The organism is Cellulosimicrobium sp. XJ-DQ-B-000, from assembly GCF_031119065.1.
GTDB classification, from domain to species: domain Bacteria; phylum Actinomycetota; class Actinomycetes; order Actinomycetales; family Cellulomonadaceae; genus Cellulosimicrobium; species Cellulosimicrobium funkei.
Genome location: NZ_JAVHYN010000004.1, coordinates 24,337 through 39,598 on the forward strand (window position 1 = coordinate 24,337; position 15,262 = coordinate 39,598).

The following is a 15,262-nucleotide window of genomic DNA, read 5'->3' on the forward strand; positions in this document are numbered from 1 at the left end:
CCGGCCGTCCGGTCCGGTGCGGGGTCGCGCTCGGCGCGGCCTGACGCCCGTCGACGACGACGGGAGATCGAGGACACCGATGAGACATCGACCCAGCACGTCGAACCGCACACCTGTCCGCGCACCGCAGCGCCGGCTCCGGCTCGTCGCCGCGACGGCGGCGGCGACCGCCCTGCTCGTCCCGCTCGGCCTGACGACCACCGCGACGGCGGCGCCCACGGTGCTGTCCACCGGCAAGGCGACGGCCGCGAGCAGCAACACCTCGCCGTACCTGTCCGGCAACCTCACCGACGGCAACCAGAGCACGTACTGGGAGTCGACCAACAACGCGTTCCCGCAGTGGGCGCAGGTCGACCTCGGCGCGACCGCCACGGTCGAGGACCTCGTGCTCAAGCTGCCCACGGGCTGGGGGGCGCGCAGCCAGACCCTCAGCGTGCAGTCGAGCACGGACGGCTCGAGCTTCACGACCCTCACGGCGAGCCAGGCGTACACGTTCGCCCCGGGGTCCGGGAACACCGTGACGATCGACGTGCCGGACACGCCTGCCCGCTACGTGCGCGTGCAGATCACGGCGAACACCGGCTGGCCTGCCGGGCAGCTCTCGGAGCTCGAGGTGCGCGGCACCGCCGGCGGCACGGACCCGGGGCCGGGGAACCCCCAGCCGCCCGCCGGCACCAACCTCGCCCTGAACAAGCCGATCGAGGCGTCGTCGACGGAGTGGCAGTTCGTGGCGAAGAACGCGAACGACGACAGCACGTCGACCTACTGGGAAGGCGCGGGCGGCCAGTACCCGAGCACGCTCAGCGTGTCCCTCGACTCCGCGACGCAGCTCACGAACGTCGTCGTCAAGCTGCCGCCGGCGTCCGCCTGGGGCCCGCGCACCCAGACCTTCGAGGTCCAGGGTCGCGCGACCGCGACCGGCGCGTGGCAGACGCTCAAGCCGTCGGCGGGCTACGCGTTCTCCCCCACGTCGGGGAACACGGTGACGGTGCCCGTCACCGGCACGGCCAAGGACGTGCGCCTCCGGTTCACCGGGAACACCGGCTCCGGCAACGGCCAGGTCGCCGAGCTGCAGGTGTTCGGCACCCCCGCGCCCAACCCCGACCTCGTCGTCACGAGCGTCACCGCGACCCCCGCGTCACCGCTCGAGTCGCAGGCGATCACGCTGTCGGCCGTCGTCAAGAACATCGGCACCCAGGCATCCGCCGCGACCGACGTCGCGTTCACGCTCAACGGCCAGACGGTCGCCACGAAGCCGGTCGGCGGCCTCGCCGCCGGCGCCCAGGCGACCGTCACCGCCGACGTCGGCGCGCGCCCCGCAGGCAGCTACACGATCGGCGCGGTCGCCGACGCGGGCGGCACGGTCCCGGAGCAGGACGAGAGCAACAACGCCTACGCGAACCCCACCCCGCTCGTCGTCACGGCCGTCCCGAGCTCTGACCTCGTCCCGACGCTCACGTGGGCGCCGACCAACCCGTCGGCGGGCAGCACGGTGACGTTCTCCGCGACGATCGCCAACCAGGGCAACGTCGCGACCTCCGCGGCGGCGCACGGCCTCACCGTGACCGTGACGAACAAGGCCACGGGCGCCGTCGTGCGCACCCTCACCGGTTCCGCGAGCGGCGCGATCGCCGCGGGCGCGAGCAGCGCGAGCGTCAACCTCGGCACGTGGACCGCCGCGAACGGCAGCTACGACGTCAAGGTCGTCGCCGCGCCGGACTCGACCGAGGTCTCCGCGAAGCAGGCCAACAACACCGCCACCCGACCGCTCTTCGTCGGGCGCGGCGCCAACCTGCCGTTCGACACGTACGAGGCGGAGGACGGCGTCACGGGCGGCGGCGCGACCGTGCTCGCTCCCAACCGCGTCGTCGGCGACCTCGCAGGCGAGGCGTCCGGCCGTCGCGCGGTGACGCTCAACCAGACCGGCGCCTACGTCGAGTGGACCACCAAGGCTCCGACGAACACGCTCCTCACCCGCTTCTCCATCCCGGACTCGGCGGGCGGCGGCGGCACGAACGCGACGCTGGCGATCTACGTGGACGGCCAGTTCCTCAAGAACATCGACCTGACGTCGCGCTACGCGTGGCTCTACGGCAACGAGACCAACCCGGGCAACCAGCCCAGCCAGGGCGCGCCGCGCCATATCTACGACGAGGCGAGCACCCTGCTCGGCACCACGGTCCCCGCGGGCTCGAAGATCCGCCTGCAGAAGACCGCGCAGAACACGTCGCAGTACGCGATCGACTTCGTCGACCTCGAGCTCGCGACGCCGCGAGCCAACCCGAACCCCGCGCAGTACACGCAGCCCGCGGGCTTCACGCACCAGGACGTCCAGGCCGCGCTCGACAAGGTCCGCATGGACACGACGGGCACGCTCAAGGGCGTCTACCTGCCCGCGGGCGACTACCAGACGGCGAGCAAGTTCCAGGTGTACGGCAAGGGGGTCGACGTCGTCGGCGCCGGGCCGTGGTTCACGCGGTTCTTCGCGCCGCAGGGCCAGGAGAACACGGACGTCGGCTTCCGTGCCGAGGCGAGCGCCAACGGCTCGTCTTTCCGCGACTTCGCCTACTTCGGCAACTACACGTCGCGCATCGACGGGCCGGGCAAGGTGTTCGACTTCGCCAACGTGAAGAACATGACGATCGACAACATCTGGGTCGAGCACATGATCTGCATGTTCTGGGCCTCGAACATGGACGACTCGGAGGTCAAGAACTCCCGCATCCGGAACACGTTCGCCGACGCGATCAACATGACCAACGGCAGCGCGAACAACCACGTGCACAACAACCAGGCGCGCGGCACGGGCGACGACTCGTTCGCGCTCTTCGCGGCCACCGACAACGGCGGCAGCGGGCAGCGCGGCAACGTGTTCGAGAACCTCACCTCGACCAACACGTGGCGCGCCGCCGGGCTCGCGGTCTACGGCGGCCAGGACAACACGTTCCGCAACATCTACATCGCGGACACCCTGGTCTACTCGGGCGTCACGATCAGCTCGCTCGACTTCGGGTACCCGATGGAGGGCTTCGGCCCGGCGCCCACCGTGTTCGACGGGATCACCGTCGTCCGCTCCGGCGGGCACTTCTGGGGCAACCAGGTGTTCGGGGCCGTCTGGATGTTCTCGGCGTCCAAGGCGTTCGGGAACATCCAGGTGAACAACCTCGACGTCGTCGACCCGACGTACTCCGGGATCATGTTCCAGACGAACTACGTCGGCGGGCAGCCGCAGAACACCTTCCAGAACCCGACGTTCACCAACGTCACGATCACCGGGGCGAAGAAGAGCGGCGACGCCTACGACGCCAAGTCCGGCTACGGCATCTGGGCCAACCCGATGCCGGAGGCGGGCCAGGGGCCGGCCGTCGGCACCGCGACGTTCACCAACCTCACGTTCTCGGGCAACTACCGGGACATCGAGAACACGACGTCGACCTTCACCATCACGCGCAACTGACCCCGCCCGACGCCGCAGCCCGCCTCACGGGGCGGGCTGCGGCGCGCGCGGCGACCCCGGGCCCGGCTCCGGACCGTCCTGGCCGAACCGCCACCGCATCGCCGCGTGCTCGGACGTGCGCTCGTACGCGAACACGACCTCGGGCCGCACGGCGAAGACGAGCGCCGGGTCGCCGTCGTGGAGGAACACGCCGTCCCCGACGTCGAACGTCCAGTCGTCGCCGTACTTGCAGCGCCACCGCTCGGCGAGGCGGCGCAGCGCGGCGTCGTCGGTGACGCGCGCGGCGGTGCCCTCGACGACGACGTCGAGCGCGTCCTCGTAGGCGTTCGTCCCGGTCGTGAGGACGACGCGCGCGTTCTCGGCCAGGTTGCGGGCCTTGCGCTCGTCGGGCCCGGTGGTCACGTGGAGGCTGCCGTCGGCGACGACCGTCATGAGCGGCGTGACGTGCGGGCGCCCGTCCGGGCGCACGGTCGAGATCCACGAGATCTCGGCCCGTTCGAGCGCGCCGCGCACCGTCTCCCACGGGACGGGGCGCGCGCCGGGAGAGCTGAAACCGGGGACGAGCGTGCCCTCGGGTGCGTCGGGGGCGTCGGGTCGCGCGGCCGGCTGGTCGGTGGTGGTCATGGCGGTCCTCTCGTCGGTCCTGCCCCTGGGACCGACGAGCGCGCCCGGACTCATCGGTCGCACGGACCGCGGTCCTGCGCCGACCGGCGGGACGTCACCGCACGTCGTCGGGGCCGGCCTCGTGCCCGGGGCGGCCCGCCGTGCGCCGGTCCTGCTTCATCCGGGCCTCGAACAGGTGCCGTGCGCCGCCCGCGAGCCCGTCGCGCGCGGCGCGCTCGTGCTCGCGGAACGCCGACCAGTAGCCGTCGTCGTACTCCTCGACGAGCTGGAACGTCCAGCGGCCGGGGACGACGTTGCGGCCCACGAGGTCCGTCTCGATGCGGTCCGCGACCTCGGCGTGCCCTGCGGCGCGCAGCTTCTCGACCGCGTCGCCGAGGGCGAGGTCCGCCTCGCCGGTGAGCTGGTGGAACGTGTAGAGGTGCCCGCGCGCGCGTTCCGTCGTCTCGAGCGCCTCGCTCAGGGCCCCGAGCGCCTCGACGGTCGCGTCGCTCACGCCGTCGGGCACGGGACGGCCGGGCAGGTCGGCAGGGTTCCGGGAGGTCTCGTCGCTCACGCGGCCACGCTAGGCACGACCCGCCGGGCCCGCACGCGCTCGTCGGCGACCGCCGCCGTCCCGAGCGACGACCGCCGCCCCGAGCAACACCCCGCGCTCGTGGGCAGGCTGTGACAGGGTTGACCCGCCACCCCCGACCGAGGACAGCGCCGCGAGCCATGCCACAGACCGCACCCGTACCGACCGTCCCGAGCGAGCCCACCCCGAGCCAGCGCCCCCACCGGGCCGCGCGGCTCGAGGACCGGTGGCGCGCCGTCGTCTCCCGCTTCCAGAAGGCCCGCGGGTGGCGCCCGCGCGTCGAGCCGTTCGCCGGCTACGGGAGCCCGCGCCGCGTGCGCGTGCTGGGCCGGGTGCTGCTCGCGAGCCCGGCGTTCGACCCGGCGATGCACGAGCGCGAGTCCGCGGACCGCCGCGGCTGGCGCTACTTCTTCACCGCCCCGGCCCCGCGCGAGGAGGTCCGCGTGCGGGTGGGCAGCACGACGGTCGACCTCGTGTCCGACCGCGGCGGCTACCTCGACCGGGTGATCGACGTCGACCTCGCGCCGGGCTGGCACGACGTCTCGTTCCGGACGTCGGCGGGCGCGACGGCGACCGGCCGGGTGTTCGTCGTGGCCGACGGGCGCCGGCTCGGCGTCGTCTCGGACATCGACGACACCGCGATGGTGACCGCCGTCCCGCGCCCGTTCATCGCGGCGTGGAACACGTTCGTGCGGCACTCGAGCGCCCGCGTGCCGGTGCCCGGCATGGCGGCGCTGTACCGCGGGATCGCGACGTCGCGGCCCGGCACCCCGTTCGTCTACGTGTCGACGGGCGCGTGGAACACCGCCGCCAACCTGCGGCGCTTCCTCCAGCGCCACGGCTTCCCGCCCGGCCCGCTGCTGCTCACCGACTGGGGCCCCACCAACACGGGCTGGTTCCGCAGCGGCCCGGAGCACAAGGACACGTCGCTCGACCGGCTGTTCCGCGAGCTGCCCGACGTCGACTGGCTGCTGATCGGCGACGACGGCCAGCACGACCCCGACATCTACGCGCGCGCCGCGCGGCGCCACCCGGGCCACGTCGCGGCCGTCGCGATCCGCGAGCTGACGCCCGCGCAGCAGGTCCTCGCGCACGGCTCGCCGCTGCCCGCGCCCGGCAGCCTGCCGGGCGACGTCGGGGGCGTCCCGACGGCGCACGGGCCCGACGGGGACGCGCTCACCCGCTCGCTCGCCCGGGTCCTGCGCCGCTGACCGTCCGGCGCCGCTCGGGGCCCCGCACCACGAGGTAGAGGCGCGGTCCGAGGACCACGCCTCTACCTCGCGCGCCGGGGCTGGCGCCTCAGACCTCCAGGTTCGCGAACAGCACGCTCGCGAGAGCGAGCCCGACCACGAGGTTGAACACCGTCGCGGACCCGAACACGACGAGCGGCTTCCAGCCCGCCTCGCGCACGGCCGTGACCTTGAACTCCAGGCCGATCGAGACGAACGCGACGATGAAGAACACGGTGCTCAGCGACTTGAGGACCGCGATCTGGTCCGCCGACGCGTCGGCGCCCACGGCGCCGACGTACACCGTGGCGGCGACGGACGCGGCGAGGAAGCCGAGCACGAACTTCGGGAACCGCGTCCACAGCTCGCGCACGCGCGGGGCCGAGGCTCCCGGCGTCCGCTCGACCTTGAACGCGAAGTACGCGGTGAGGGCGACGGCGACCACGCCGATGAGCGCGTTCTGGGTCGCCTTGACGATGGCCGCGACCTGGAGCGCCTCGTCCCCCGCGAGGGCGCCCGCCGCGGTGACGGCCGCCGTCGTGTCGATGTTGCCCCCGATCCAGGCGCCCGCGACGGCCGGGCTGAGGCCGAGCGACTCGGCCAGCGCCGGCAGGACGAAGATCGACGGGAGCGCGAAGAGGATGACGACGCTCGCCGTGTACGCGAGCTGCTCCTTCTTCGCCTGCACCGCACCGGCCGCGCTGATCGCGGCGCTCACCCCGCAGATCGACACCGCGGACGCGAGCAGCGCCCGGAGCCGGTCCTCGATACCGAGCCGCCCGCCGAGCCACCACGTGAACCCGAACACGAGCGTGATGAGCAGGAACGCCTGGGCGATCGCCGGGCCCGCCGCGGACACGATGAGCGCCAGGTTCACCGTCGCGCCGAGCAGGACGAGCCCGGTCTTGATGAAGAGCTCGGTGCGGAACGCGGCGGCGAGCCGGTCGCGGAGCCCGAGCGCGGTGAGCACGAGGTTGCCGAGCAGGCCGAGCGCGATCGCGTACACCGGGTACTCGACCGCCTTGGCGATGCCCGCCAGCGGCGTGCCCGCGAGCCAGTCGGGCACGTGCTGCTCCAGGTAGCGGACCGACCACGCGAGGCCGAGGAGGACGACGACCCCGGCGACGACGTAGCCCGCCCCGGGGTTGCGCCCGTCCTGGACGACGGACTCCTCCAGGCTCGTGCCCGACGTCGGGCCGCGCCCCTCGGGGTCCGTCGCCGGGTCGGTGGTCGGCGTGGTGCTCGTCGCCGCGGAGGGCGGGGTGGAGGCGCTCATCACGGCACCAGCCCTTCGGGGATCAGGCCGAGGAGGCCGAGGGCCACGATCAGGAGGCCGACGCCGGTCGCGAGCCAGTCCTCGGAGAGGTGGACGCGGCGGACGGTCTCGACGGTGACGGGTGGTTCGACGCGCGCGGCGCCGGGGGTCTCGTGCTCGCTCATGGTGGTCCTGTCGCAGGGAGTCGGGAGGTCGGCGGTCCGGGCAGGGGCGACGGACGGCCGCGCGACGACCGCGAGAGCGCGGCCTACCTCGCGACGTGTCGGGGTCCGTCGCCCCGTCGACACAGCACGCCGGGGCGCGGGGCGCGCTCGGCGGGAGGTCGGGTGCCGGTCATGGCGACATGGTCCTCGGGCCGGGCGGTCGACCGGAAGCGGGTTCTCGCATCTCGGGCGGACGTGACCCAACGTGACGCGTCCGGGGTGCCGTCCCCCGCGCGTGGTGGTTGCCTGGGGACATGACCACGCCGAACGACCCGTTCCCCACGCCCGACCCCGAGCCCGCGCCGACGCGCCGCACCTGGCCGTGGATCGTCGTCACGGTCGTCGCGGTGCTCGTGATCGCGCTCGTCGTGTGGCTGGTCAACCGCCCGACGGACGACGGCCCCGCCGTCGAGACGCCCGCGCCGTCGACCAGCGCTCCCGCGAGCCCGTCCCCCACCGACGCGGCGTCGCCCACCGACGGCGCCTCGACCCCCGTCGGCGAGGGGTGCCCCGCCACCGGCGACGGCGTCCCCGCCGGAGCGGGCACGCACGAGATCGTCGACGTCGACGGCGACGGCCGCCCGGACACCGCGTGGCTGACCGGCGGCGCGGACCGCACGTTCGGCATCACGACGGCGTCGGGCGCCACGTTCTCCGCACCCGTCGAGTCGGCGAGCCCGCAGCCGGCGAGCGCGATCGTCCAGCTCGTCGCGGCGGGCGACGGGACCGCGCCGATCGCGCTCGTCGACACCGGGCGCGAGGTCCTTCTGCTCTCGGCCGCCGACTGCGCCCTGACGCCGACGCAGAACGCGCAGGACGCGCCCTACACGTTCGACAAGGGCTTCACGGGCTTCGGCACGGGCGTCGGCTGCACCGACGTCGACGGCACGCTGCGCCTCGCGGGCCTCAATGCCGTGCCCGACGACGGCTCCACCTTCACGGTGTCGCGCACCTTCGTCGACCTCGACACGGGCGCGAAGGTCGCGACGAACGGCGAGGAGGAGACGGTCGCGCAGGGCGCCGCCGCCGACGACCCGGTCGTCACGACAGCCCAGGAGACGAGCTGCGGCGACCTCGTGGCCGGCCAGGACGGCCCGGTCGAGCCGCAGTAACCCCGCCGAGGGGTCAGCGGGCGTCGGCGAAGCGGTCGAGCTGGCTCGGCGACAGCGTGACGTCGCGCGCGGCCATCGCCTCGTCGACCTGCTCGATCCTGCTCGCCCCGACGATGGGCGAGATCCCCTGGCTCATGAGCCAGGCCAGGACGACCTGGTTCGGCGTCGCGCCGGTCTCCCGGGCGACCTCGTCGAGCACGCGGAGCACGCGCTCGGTCCCGGGGTGGGCGTAGCCCGCGGAGAACGGACGGTCCGCGCGGGTGTACCCGCCCATCATCAGGGGCGTGTAGCACCACAGGTCGAGCCCTTCCGTGCGGGCGTGGTCGAGGTCGTCCGGGGACAGGAGCTTGTGGCCCGCCTCCGGGACCGTCGTGCCCGGGCGGGGCTGCACGAGGGAGTGTCGGAGCTGCAGCGCCGACCACGCGGCCACGCCCTGCCGACGCGCGAGGTCACGCGCCTGCTGCACCCGCCACGACGCGTGGTTGGCCGCGCCGATCCGGGTGGCACGCCCCTCGGCCACCGCCTCCCCGAACGCGGCGACGGTCTCGCCGAGGTCGACCGTGCGGTCCTCCGCGTGCGCCCACAGCAGGTCGACGTGGTCGACGCCGAGGCGCTCGAGGCTCCCGTCGAGCCCGGCCCGGACGGCGGACGCGGAGAGCCCCTCCGCGCTCTCGGGCCACGCGTGCGCGACCAGCGGGTCCTGACGGACCTTGGTCGCGAGCCCGACGGCCGAGCGCGCCCCCGGGTTCGCCCGCAGCCACGCACCGAGCACGCGCTCGCTGGCGCCGCCCAGCCCGCTCGGGTCGGTCCAGAAGGCGTAGCAGTTGGCGGTGTCGAGCCAGTGGCCACCGGCCTCGACGAAGCGGTCGAGCAGCCGGAACGCGGTGGTCTGCTCCACGCGCGTGCCGTGGTCCATGGTCCCGAGGACGATCTGGGGGGCGTTCTGCTGTGCGGTCATGCCCCGATGCTCGATGCTGGAGCGCGCTCCAGGTCAAGCGGTGCTCGACGACGGAGCCGGCTCCCCCTCGACGCCCGTGCCCGGGCCCTCTCCCGCCTGCTCGCGGTAGTACGCGATCTTGTCGTCGAGCACGCCGAGCGCGAGGTCGATCCGAGCCCTGCGCTCGTGCAGCTCCCGCCGATGGCCCTGGAGGAACGCGACGCGGTCCGCAGGGCTCCCCTCGCGGCGGAGGAGCGACGTGAACTCGCGCAGCTCGGAGATCCCCAGCCCGGCGTCGCGGAGGCACGTCACCAGCCCGATCCAGAACAGGTCGTCCCCGTCGTAGGCCCGGTGCCCGCCGGCGGTCCGGGCGATCGGCCCGATGAGCCCCTCCCGCTCGTAGTAGCGGAGCGTGTCGAGGCTGACGCCTGCTCGGGCGGCAGCGGCCTGCGGCGTGAGCGTGTCGGACATGAGGAGCCTCTCTCTGCGCTGTCGGTACCCGCTCCCGATTCTGGGTCCTGGTGCGGGCTCCAGGCCAACGCCGCCCGGCTCAGCCGCGCCCGCAGACCCGGCACGCGCCACGGCGTCGGAGCCAGTAGGCGTAGGTCGCGGCGCCGAGCGCGAGCGACCAGACCGGCCACAGGAGCGTCGGCCCGACGGCGCCCCACGAGTCCGCGGTCAGGGCCAGCAGGCTCTCGCCGAACCCGAGGACGATGAGCGAGAGCCCCGCGGGGAGCACCGCGATCGCGACGACCGTCGCGGGGACCACCGCGAGCCCGACCGGCACGCGGCGGCCCGCGAGCCCGACCGCCCAGCGCGGGAAGACCTCGCCCCAGCGCTGGAACAGGCCGAGCGTGAGCACCGCGCCGACGAGCGCGAAGCCGCCCAGGCCGAGCGCCGCGACCCAGCCGTCGTCCCCGGCGAGCTGCGCGACGTCGTCGGGCGAGAAGCCGAGCGGGATGCCGAGCACCCAGGCGATGCGCGTGACCGCGTAGAAGGTGGGGATCGCGGCGGCGACGAGCGCGGCCGTCCGGCCCCAGCGCGCCGCGGCGGCGGGCGTGGTCCACGCCGGGTCGCGGCCGTCGTGGCGGCGCCCGCAGGACGCGCACGCCCCGGCCCCGCGGCGCACGAACCGCCACGTCGAGGCGACGAGCAGGGCGCCGCCGCCGAGGAGCGCGAGCTGCGTGAGCGGGCCGGCGCCGAGGAAGTCCTCGAACGCGGCGCGGATCACGGGGTCGAACGGCGCCATGACGAGCGTGACCGGCAGGTACCCGAGCCGGGCGAGGATCGACGCGTCGGTGAGGGCGAGCACCCCGGCCGAGACGACCGCGGTCGCCGCGACGGTCAGCGCGCGGTCCGCCCGGGCGACGGGACCGCGCCGTCCGCCGAGCCACGCGCGCAGCGCGGTGGCCGCACCGACGAGCGCGAGGACCGCGACCCACGGCGTGAGGGTCGCGCCCGGGACCCTGCTCAGGGCGCCGAACGACAGGTCGTTCGCGGCACCGACCGCGAGCGTGCCGCCGGTCAGGGTGACGACGAGCGCGGCGACGCCGCCGAGCGTCCACCACGCGGCTGCGGCGTGGGCGACCCAGCGACCTCGGGACGCCCGCCCGGGACGGGCGGGTGGCCCGCCGCGGGTCGACGGTCCACCGCCGCGACCCGACGACGCGGGTGCGGGCGTGCGGTCGGACAGGGGCGCGTGCGGTGTCGAGGTGCTCATGCCTCGACGCTCCCGGACCCCGCCCGGCGGCGGATCCCCCGGCACGGCGAGCCCGCTCCCCCGCGCGGGTGACCGCGCTCCGGCGCGACCGGTCCGGCAGCGACCGGCCGGCGCGTCAGGGGGTCAGTCGCGCGGGCGCGCCCGACGCAGCGCCCGGAGGGCCCCCGTGGACCACAACGCCCACGCCACGAGCACGGGCTGGAAGAACAGGCGCCCGAACCGCTTGGCGTCGGTGTCGAGGCCGAACCCGTCCTGGTGCTCGAGCCACTGCCCGACGTTGCCCGGGAAGATCACCACGAAGAACGCGGCGGCGACGAGCCCGACGGCGACGCGCCACCGGGACAGCACGACGAGCGACCCGCCGAGCGCGATCTCGACGGCGCCCGACGCGAGCACCGTCACGTCGTCGTCCACGGGGAACCAGGACGGGACCTGCGCCTGGAACTCCTCGCGCGCGACCGTGAGGTGGCTGATCCCGGCCCCGACGAGGGCGAGCCCCAGCGCGACGCGCGCGACCGTCGCGACGGGCGGCACGGGCGGGGCGGGGCGGGTGAGCACGGAGAGGTCCATGGCGCGATCGTCGCACCGGGGCGGTCGGCGCGCGCGTCAGCCCGCCCGCACGAACCCCGACTCGTAGGCGCGCACCACGGCCTGCGTGCGGTCGCGCACGCCGAGCTTGGCGAGGACGTTGCCCACGTGCGTGCGCACGGTCTCGACGCCGAGGTAGAGCTCGGCCGCGATCTCCGCGTTCGACAGCCCCTGCGCGACGAGCCGCAGCACCTCCCCCTCCCGCTCGGTCAGGCGCGCGCCGCGCAGCGCGTCGCCCGTGGGCGGGTGCGCCGTCGCGAGGCGTCGCACGGCGTCGGGGAAGAGCAGCGACTCGCCGCGCGCGACGACGCGCACCGCCTGCGCGACCTCCTCCGGGCGAGCGCGCTTGAGCAGGAACCCGTGCGCCCCGGCCCGGAGCGCGTCGAGCACGTGGTCGTCGTTCTCGAAGGTCGTGAGCACGAGGACGCGCGGAGCGCCGTCGCGCGCGAGCAGCGCCCGCGTCGCCGCGATCCCGTCGACGCGCGGCATCCGCACGTCCATGAGCACGACGTCGGGCCGCGACCGCGCGACGACGCCCGGCACCTCCGCGCCGTCCCCCGCCTCGCCGACGACCTCCAGGTCAGGCTCCGCGTCGAGGATGACGCGCAGCCCCGCGCGCACGAGCGGCTCGTCGTCGACGAGCACCACGCGGACCGTCCCCGTCACGGGACCGCTCCTGCCGGGGCCCGCGCTCATCGCGACGACCCCGCGCGCGGGAACGTCGCGCGCACGACCCAGGCGCCGCCGTCGGGCGCGGGACCGGCCGCGACCTCCCCGCGCAGCAGGTGGGCCCGTTCGCGCATGCCCGCGAGGCCGCGGTGCTCGCGCGCGCCGCCGTCGGGTGCCCGACGCCGTGTCCCCGCCCCGAGCGGGTTGCGCACCTCGACGACCAGCGCGTCGCCGGGGCCGGGAGCCACCTCGACGGCGACCGGCTCGCCGGGCGCGTGGCGCAGCGCGTTGGTGAGCGCCTCCTGCACGACGCGGTACGCCTCCTGCGAGACGGCGCGCGGGACGTCGGGCAGCGCGGCGCCGTCCCGCGCGAGCCGCACGTCGGCGCCCGTGCCGCGCGCGTCGTCGAGCAGGGCGTCGAGGTCGGCGAGCGTGCGGGCCGGGGCGCGGGGCGGCGCCCCCGGGACGTCCGCGCGCAGGAGGCCGAGCACGTGGTCGAGGTCCGCCATCGCGCTGCGGCCCGTCTCCTCGATCGCGGCGAGCGCACGGCGCGCCGCGGGCGGGTCGGAGTCCAGCAGGCGTGCCGCCGCGGCCGCCTGGAGCGTCGTGACGGTCAGCGCGTGGCCGACCGAGTCGTGCAGCTCGCGCGCGAGCCGGCCCCGCTCGGCCGCACGGTCCGCGGCCGCCTCGAGCTCCGCGATCTGCTCCGTCTGGTCCGGGCCGAGCAGCGGGAGGGCCGCCTGGCGCAGCACGGCGCGCGCGAGCGCCACGACGTACGGGACGGCGAGCAGCACGAGCACCGCGGTGAGCAGCCACGTCCACGCGGGCAGCGCCTCCCACGGTCGCCAGTCGGCGAGCAGCACCGGCTCGACGCCCGTCGCGGACAGCACGAGCTGCGTCGCGACCGGGACCCCGAACAGCACCACGACCACGACCGCCGCCCCGAGGGCCAGGTGCAGCGCGTACCAGGCCGCGGCCCGCCAGCGCGTCGCCGCCCCCGGCGGGGCGGCGCCGGCTGCGGGGAGCGGCACGTCGACGTCGAGGAACGTCCGCGCCGCCGCGATCTCGAGCGTCCGCACGGGCGCGAGGAACGGGGGCGCGCTCGCGAGGACCGCCGTCACGAGCGCCAGGACGACCGTCGCGACGCGCGGCGTCTGGAGGGACGCGAACATCTGCGCGAATCCCGCGACGAGTGCCGCGTACGCCCCGGCGACGACGCCGCCGACCACGAGGAGCACCCCGGCGCGCACGGTGGCCGTGCTGCGCAGCGGGGCGAGCACCCGTCCCCACCCTCGCGGCGGGCGCGCGTCGGTCGTCATGGCCCCCAGTCTCACCGCGCCGCCCGCGCGGCACATCCCCTCGACGGGGGAACCGCGGCGTGCGCGACGCCGCGCGCCCCGGCACGCCCGCTGGTCCAATGGGAGCGTGATCGGGTTCTGGTGGGGCCTCGTCGGGGCGTCGTCGCTGCTCCTCGGGGCCGCGCTCGTCTTCTGGCGCCCGCCGGGCCAGCGGCTCGTCGGGCTCGTCATGGCGTTCGGCTCGGGCGTGCTCATCAGCGCGGTCGCCTACGACCTCGTGGAGGACGCGTCGACCCGCGCGAGCGGGCTCGTCCTGCTCGCGGGCCTCGCGGGCGGGGCGCTGACGTTCTTCGTCGGCGACCGGATCATCGACCGGATGGGCGGCGAGGGCCGCAAGCGCTCCACGGGCGTGCAGAAGGAGTCGGTCCAGGCCGCGGGCGGGACCGGCGGCGCGGCGATCGCGCTCGGCACCGTGCTCGACGGCATCCCCGAGTCCGTGGTGCTCGGCGCGACGCTCATCGGGGGCGGCGGGGTGAGCGTCGCGATGCTCGCCGCCGTCTTCGTGTCCAACCTGCCCGAGGCGATGTCGGCGACGGCGGGGCTGCTCAAGGCCGGCACGAAGCCGTCGCGGCTGTGGGTGCTGTGGGGGTCGACGACGCTCGTCTCGGCGCTCGCGGCCGGGATCGGCTACCTCGCGCTCGACGGCGCGTCGCCCGCCGTCGTGGCGGTCACCCAGGCGTTCGCCGCGGGGGCGCTGCTCACCATGCTCGTCGACACGATGATCCCCGAGGCGACGGAGTTCGGCGGCCCGGTCACCGGCCTCGTCACCGTGCTCGGGTTCGCGACGGCGTTCGGCCTGAGCTCGATCGGCGGCTGACCGCCGTCAGGCCGCGAGGTCCTGGCCGCTCATGCGGTGGATCGACGCCATGACCTCGTCCGTGAGCTCGCGGCGCGCCTGCGCCGGCTTGGTCCCGGCGGTGATCTGGCGCTGCGGGTCGATGGGCTTGCCGAAGTGCACCTCGACGCGGTGCAGGCGCGGGATCCGCTTGCCGACCGGCTGGACCTTGTCCGTGCCGCGCACGGCGACGGGGACGACGGGCGCGTGCCCGGCGAGCGCGAGCCACGCGACGCCCGTGCGGCCCGGGTGCAGCTTGCCGTCGCGCGAGCGCGTGCCCTCGGGGTAGATCCCGAACGCGCCGCCGCGCTGGAGCACCTCGAGCGCGTCCTCGAGCGAGCGCTGCCCGGCGCGCGGGTCGTCGCGCTGGACGGGGATCATGCCGATCGTCGTGAAGAACCACCGCGACAGGCGGCCCTTGATCCCGCGGCCCGTGAAGTACTCGGCCTTGGCGAGGAACGTCACGTGCCGCGGCGCGACGATCGGGATGAGCAGCGAGTCGATGAACGACAGGTGGTTGCTCGCGAGGATCACCGCACCGTGGCGCGGGATGTTGTTGCGACCTGTCACCTGGGGCCGCAGCAGCACGTAGGCGAGCAGCGACAGGATGAGCCTCAGGACGCGATAGGTCATCCGTTCATTGTGCACCGTCCGGGGCGCACGTCCGTGCACGCCGTGGGCGA

Annotated in this window: 15 protein-coding genes; 4 read left to right on the plus strand and 11 right to left on the minus strand. The window is 75.0% G+C overall.

What is annotated here, in order from left to right; all coding sequences use genetic code 11:
• Positions 1 to 79: 79 nt before the first annotated feature.
• Positions 80 to 3,457 carry a discoidin domain-containing protein gene (locus RDI86_RS07910; RefSeq protein ID WP_308821097.1) on the plus strand — a complete coding sequence of 1,126 codons (3,378 nt, stop codon included), beginning with the start codon at positions 80 to 82 and terminating at the stop codon, positions 3,455 to 3,457.
• A gap of 24 nt (positions 3,458 to 3,481) precedes the next feature.
• Here RDI86_RS07910 and RDI86_RS07915 read toward each other — a convergent pair whose 3' ends face one another.
• Together RDI86_RS07915 and RDI86_RS07920 are read right to left on the minus strand one after the other, a co-directional pair.
• Positions 3,482 to 4,081, minus strand: coding sequence for a pyridoxamine 5'-phosphate oxidase family protein (locus RDI86_RS07915; RefSeq protein ID WP_076404265.1), 600 nt, complete (start codon positions 4,079 to 4,081; stop codon positions 3,482 to 3,484).
• A 94-nt stretch (positions 4,082 to 4,175) separates the two neighbouring features.
• Positions 4,176 to 4,634 carry a hypothetical protein gene (locus tag RDI86_RS07920; RefSeq protein ID WP_076404264.1) on the minus strand — a complete coding sequence of 153 codons (459 nt, stop codon included), beginning with the start codon at positions 4,632 to 4,634 and terminating at the stop codon, positions 4,176 to 4,178.
• Between the two features lie 158 nt (positions 4,635 to 4,792).
• Between RDI86_RS07920 and RDI86_RS07925 the strand changes: the two genes are divergently transcribed.
• Positions 4,793 to 5,863 carry an App1 family protein gene (locus tag RDI86_RS07925; RefSeq protein ID WP_163185144.1) on the plus strand — a complete coding sequence of 357 codons (1,071 nt, stop codon included), beginning with the start codon at positions 4,793 to 4,795 and terminating at the stop codon, positions 5,861 to 5,863.
• 88 nt (positions 5,864 to 5,951) lie between these two features.
• Here the strand turns inward: RDI86_RS07925 and RDI86_RS07930 are convergent, their stop codons facing one another.
• Together RDI86_RS07930 and RDI86_RS07935 are read right to left on the minus strand one after the other, a co-directional pair.
• Positions 5,952 to 7,157: a putative sulfate exporter family transporter gene (locus tag RDI86_RS07930; RefSeq protein WP_308821098.1), complete on the minus strand. Its 1,206-nt coding sequence runs from the start codon at positions 7,155 to 7,157 to the stop codon at positions 5,952 to 5,954.
• The gene (locus RDI86_RS07935) at positions 7,157 to 7,321 is read right to left on the minus strand and encodes a hypothetical protein (protein WP_021483057.1); all 165 of its coding nucleotides are present in this window, start codon (positions 7,319 to 7,321) and stop codon (positions 7,157 to 7,159) included. The genes RDI86_RS07930 and RDI86_RS07935 overlap by 1 nt, the downstream gene beginning before the upstream one ends.
• Positions 7,322 to 7,614: 293 nt before the next feature.
• On the opposite strand from RDI86_RS07935, the gene RDI86_RS07940 reads away from it, so the two are divergent.
• Positions 7,615 to 8,472 (plus strand): hypothetical protein, encoded by an 858-nt coding sequence (locus RDI86_RS07940; protein WP_308821099.1) that lies wholly within the window; start codon positions 7,615 to 7,617, stop codon positions 8,470 to 8,472.
• A 13-nt stretch (positions 8,473 to 8,485) separates the two neighbouring features.
• On the opposite strand, the gene RDI86_RS07945 is transcribed toward RDI86_RS07940, so the two are convergent.
• From RDI86_RS07945 to RDI86_RS07970, 6 genes are all read right to left on the minus strand, one after another.
• The gene (locus tag RDI86_RS07945; RefSeq protein ID WP_076404262.1) at positions 8,486 to 9,430 is read right to left on the minus strand and encodes an aldo/keto reductase; all 945 of its coding nucleotides are present in this window, start codon (positions 9,428 to 9,430) and stop codon (positions 8,486 to 8,488) included.
• 33 nt (positions 9,431 to 9,463) lie between these two features.
• Positions 9,464 to 9,880: a MerR family transcriptional regulator gene (locus tag RDI86_RS07950; RefSeq protein WP_168944948.1), complete on the minus strand. Its 417-nt coding sequence runs from the start codon at positions 9,878 to 9,880 to the stop codon at positions 9,464 to 9,466.
• Between the two features lie 79 nt (positions 9,881 to 9,959).
• On the minus strand, positions 9,960 to 11,129 hold the full coding sequence (locus RDI86_RS07955) for a hypothetical protein (RefSeq protein ID WP_308821100.1): 1,170 nt from the start codon (positions 11,127 to 11,129) through the stop codon (positions 9,960 to 9,962).
• Between the two features lie 123 nt (positions 11,130 to 11,252).
• Positions 11,253 to 11,699 carry a MauE/DoxX family redox-associated membrane protein gene (locus RDI86_RS07960; protein ID WP_009864071.1) on the minus strand — a complete coding sequence of 149 codons (447 nt, stop codon included), beginning with the start codon at positions 11,697 to 11,699 and terminating at the stop codon, positions 11,253 to 11,255.
• 36 nt (positions 11,700 to 11,735) lie between these two features.
• A complete protein-coding gene (locus tag RDI86_RS07965; protein ID WP_240696558.1) occupies positions 11,736 to 12,383 on the minus strand; it encodes a response regulator transcription factor in 648 nt (215 codons plus the stop codon).
• Between the two features lie 26 nt (positions 12,384 to 12,409).
• Positions 12,410 to 13,705, minus strand: a complete 1,296-nt coding sequence (locus tag RDI86_RS07970; RefSeq protein WP_168944949.1) for a sensor histidine kinase — start codon at positions 13,703 to 13,705, stop codon at positions 12,410 to 12,412.
• 106 nt (positions 13,706 to 13,811) lie between these two features.
• Here RDI86_RS07970 and RDI86_RS07975 point away from each other — a divergent pair, with 106 nt between their 5' ends.
• Positions 13,812 to 14,561 (plus strand): ZIP family metal transporter, encoded by a 750-nt coding sequence (locus RDI86_RS07975; protein ID WP_034654794.1) that lies wholly within the window; start codon positions 13,812 to 13,814, stop codon positions 14,559 to 14,561.
• Between the two features lie 6 nt (positions 14,562 to 14,567).
• Here the strand turns inward: RDI86_RS07975 and RDI86_RS07980 are convergent, their stop codons facing one another.
• Positions 14,568 to 15,212, minus strand: a complete 645-nt coding sequence (locus RDI86_RS07980) for a 1-acyl-sn-glycerol-3-phosphate acyltransferase (RefSeq protein ID WP_061268954.1) — start codon at positions 15,210 to 15,212, stop codon at positions 14,568 to 14,570.
• Positions 15,213 to 15,262 lie beyond the last annotated feature (50 nt).

What these genes read in the sequence shown, in the direction of transcription:
- RDI86_RS07910 (WP_308821097.1), top strand. Translation starts at nt 80, where the DNA reads ATGAGACATCGACCCAGCACGTCGAACCGCACACCTGTCCGCGCACCG.
- RDI86_RS07915 (WP_076404265.1), bottom strand. Translation starts at nt 4,081, where the DNA reads ATGACCACCACCGACCAGCCGGCCGCGCGACCCGACGCCCCCGACGCA.
- RDI86_RS07925 (WP_163185144.1), top strand. Translation starts at nt 4,793, where the DNA reads ATGCCACAGACCGCACCCGTACCGACCGTCCCGAGCGAGCCCACCCCG.
- RDI86_RS07930 (WP_308821098.1), bottom strand. Translation starts at nt 7,157, where the DNA reads ATGAGCGCCTCCACCCCGCCCTCCGCGGCGACGAGCACCACGCCGACC.
- RDI86_RS07935 (WP_021483057.1), bottom strand. Translation starts at nt 7,321, where the DNA reads ATGAGCGAGCACGAGACCCCCGGCGCCGCGCGCGTCGAACCACCCGTC.
- RDI86_RS07940 (WP_308821099.1), top strand. Translation starts at nt 7,615, where the DNA reads ATGACCACGCCGAACGACCCGTTCCCCACGCCCGACCCCGAGCCCGCG.
- RDI86_RS07945 (WP_076404262.1), bottom strand. Translation starts at nt 9,430, where the DNA reads ATGACCGCACAGCAGAACGCCCCCCAGATCGTCCTCGGGACCATGGAC.
- RDI86_RS07950 (WP_168944948.1), bottom strand. Translation starts at nt 9,880, where the DNA reads ATGTCCGACACGCTCACGCCGCAGGCCGCTGCCGCCCGAGCAGGCGTC.
- RDI86_RS07955 (WP_308821100.1), bottom strand. Translation starts at nt 11,129, where the DNA reads ATGAGCACCTCGACACCGCACGCGCCCCTGTCCGACCGCACGCCCGCA.
- RDI86_RS07960 (WP_009864071.1), bottom strand. Translation starts at nt 11,699, where the DNA reads ATGGACCTCTCCGTGCTCACCCGCCCCGCCCCGCCCGTGCCGCCCGTC.
- RDI86_RS07970 (WP_168944949.1), bottom strand. Translation starts at nt 13,705, where the DNA reads ATGACGACCGACGCGCGCCCGCCGCGAGGGTGGGGACGGGTGCTCGCC.
- RDI86_RS07980 (WP_061268954.1), bottom strand. Translation starts at nt 15,212, where the DNA reads ATGACCTATCGCGTCCTGAGGCTCATCCTGTCGCTGCTCGCCTACGTG.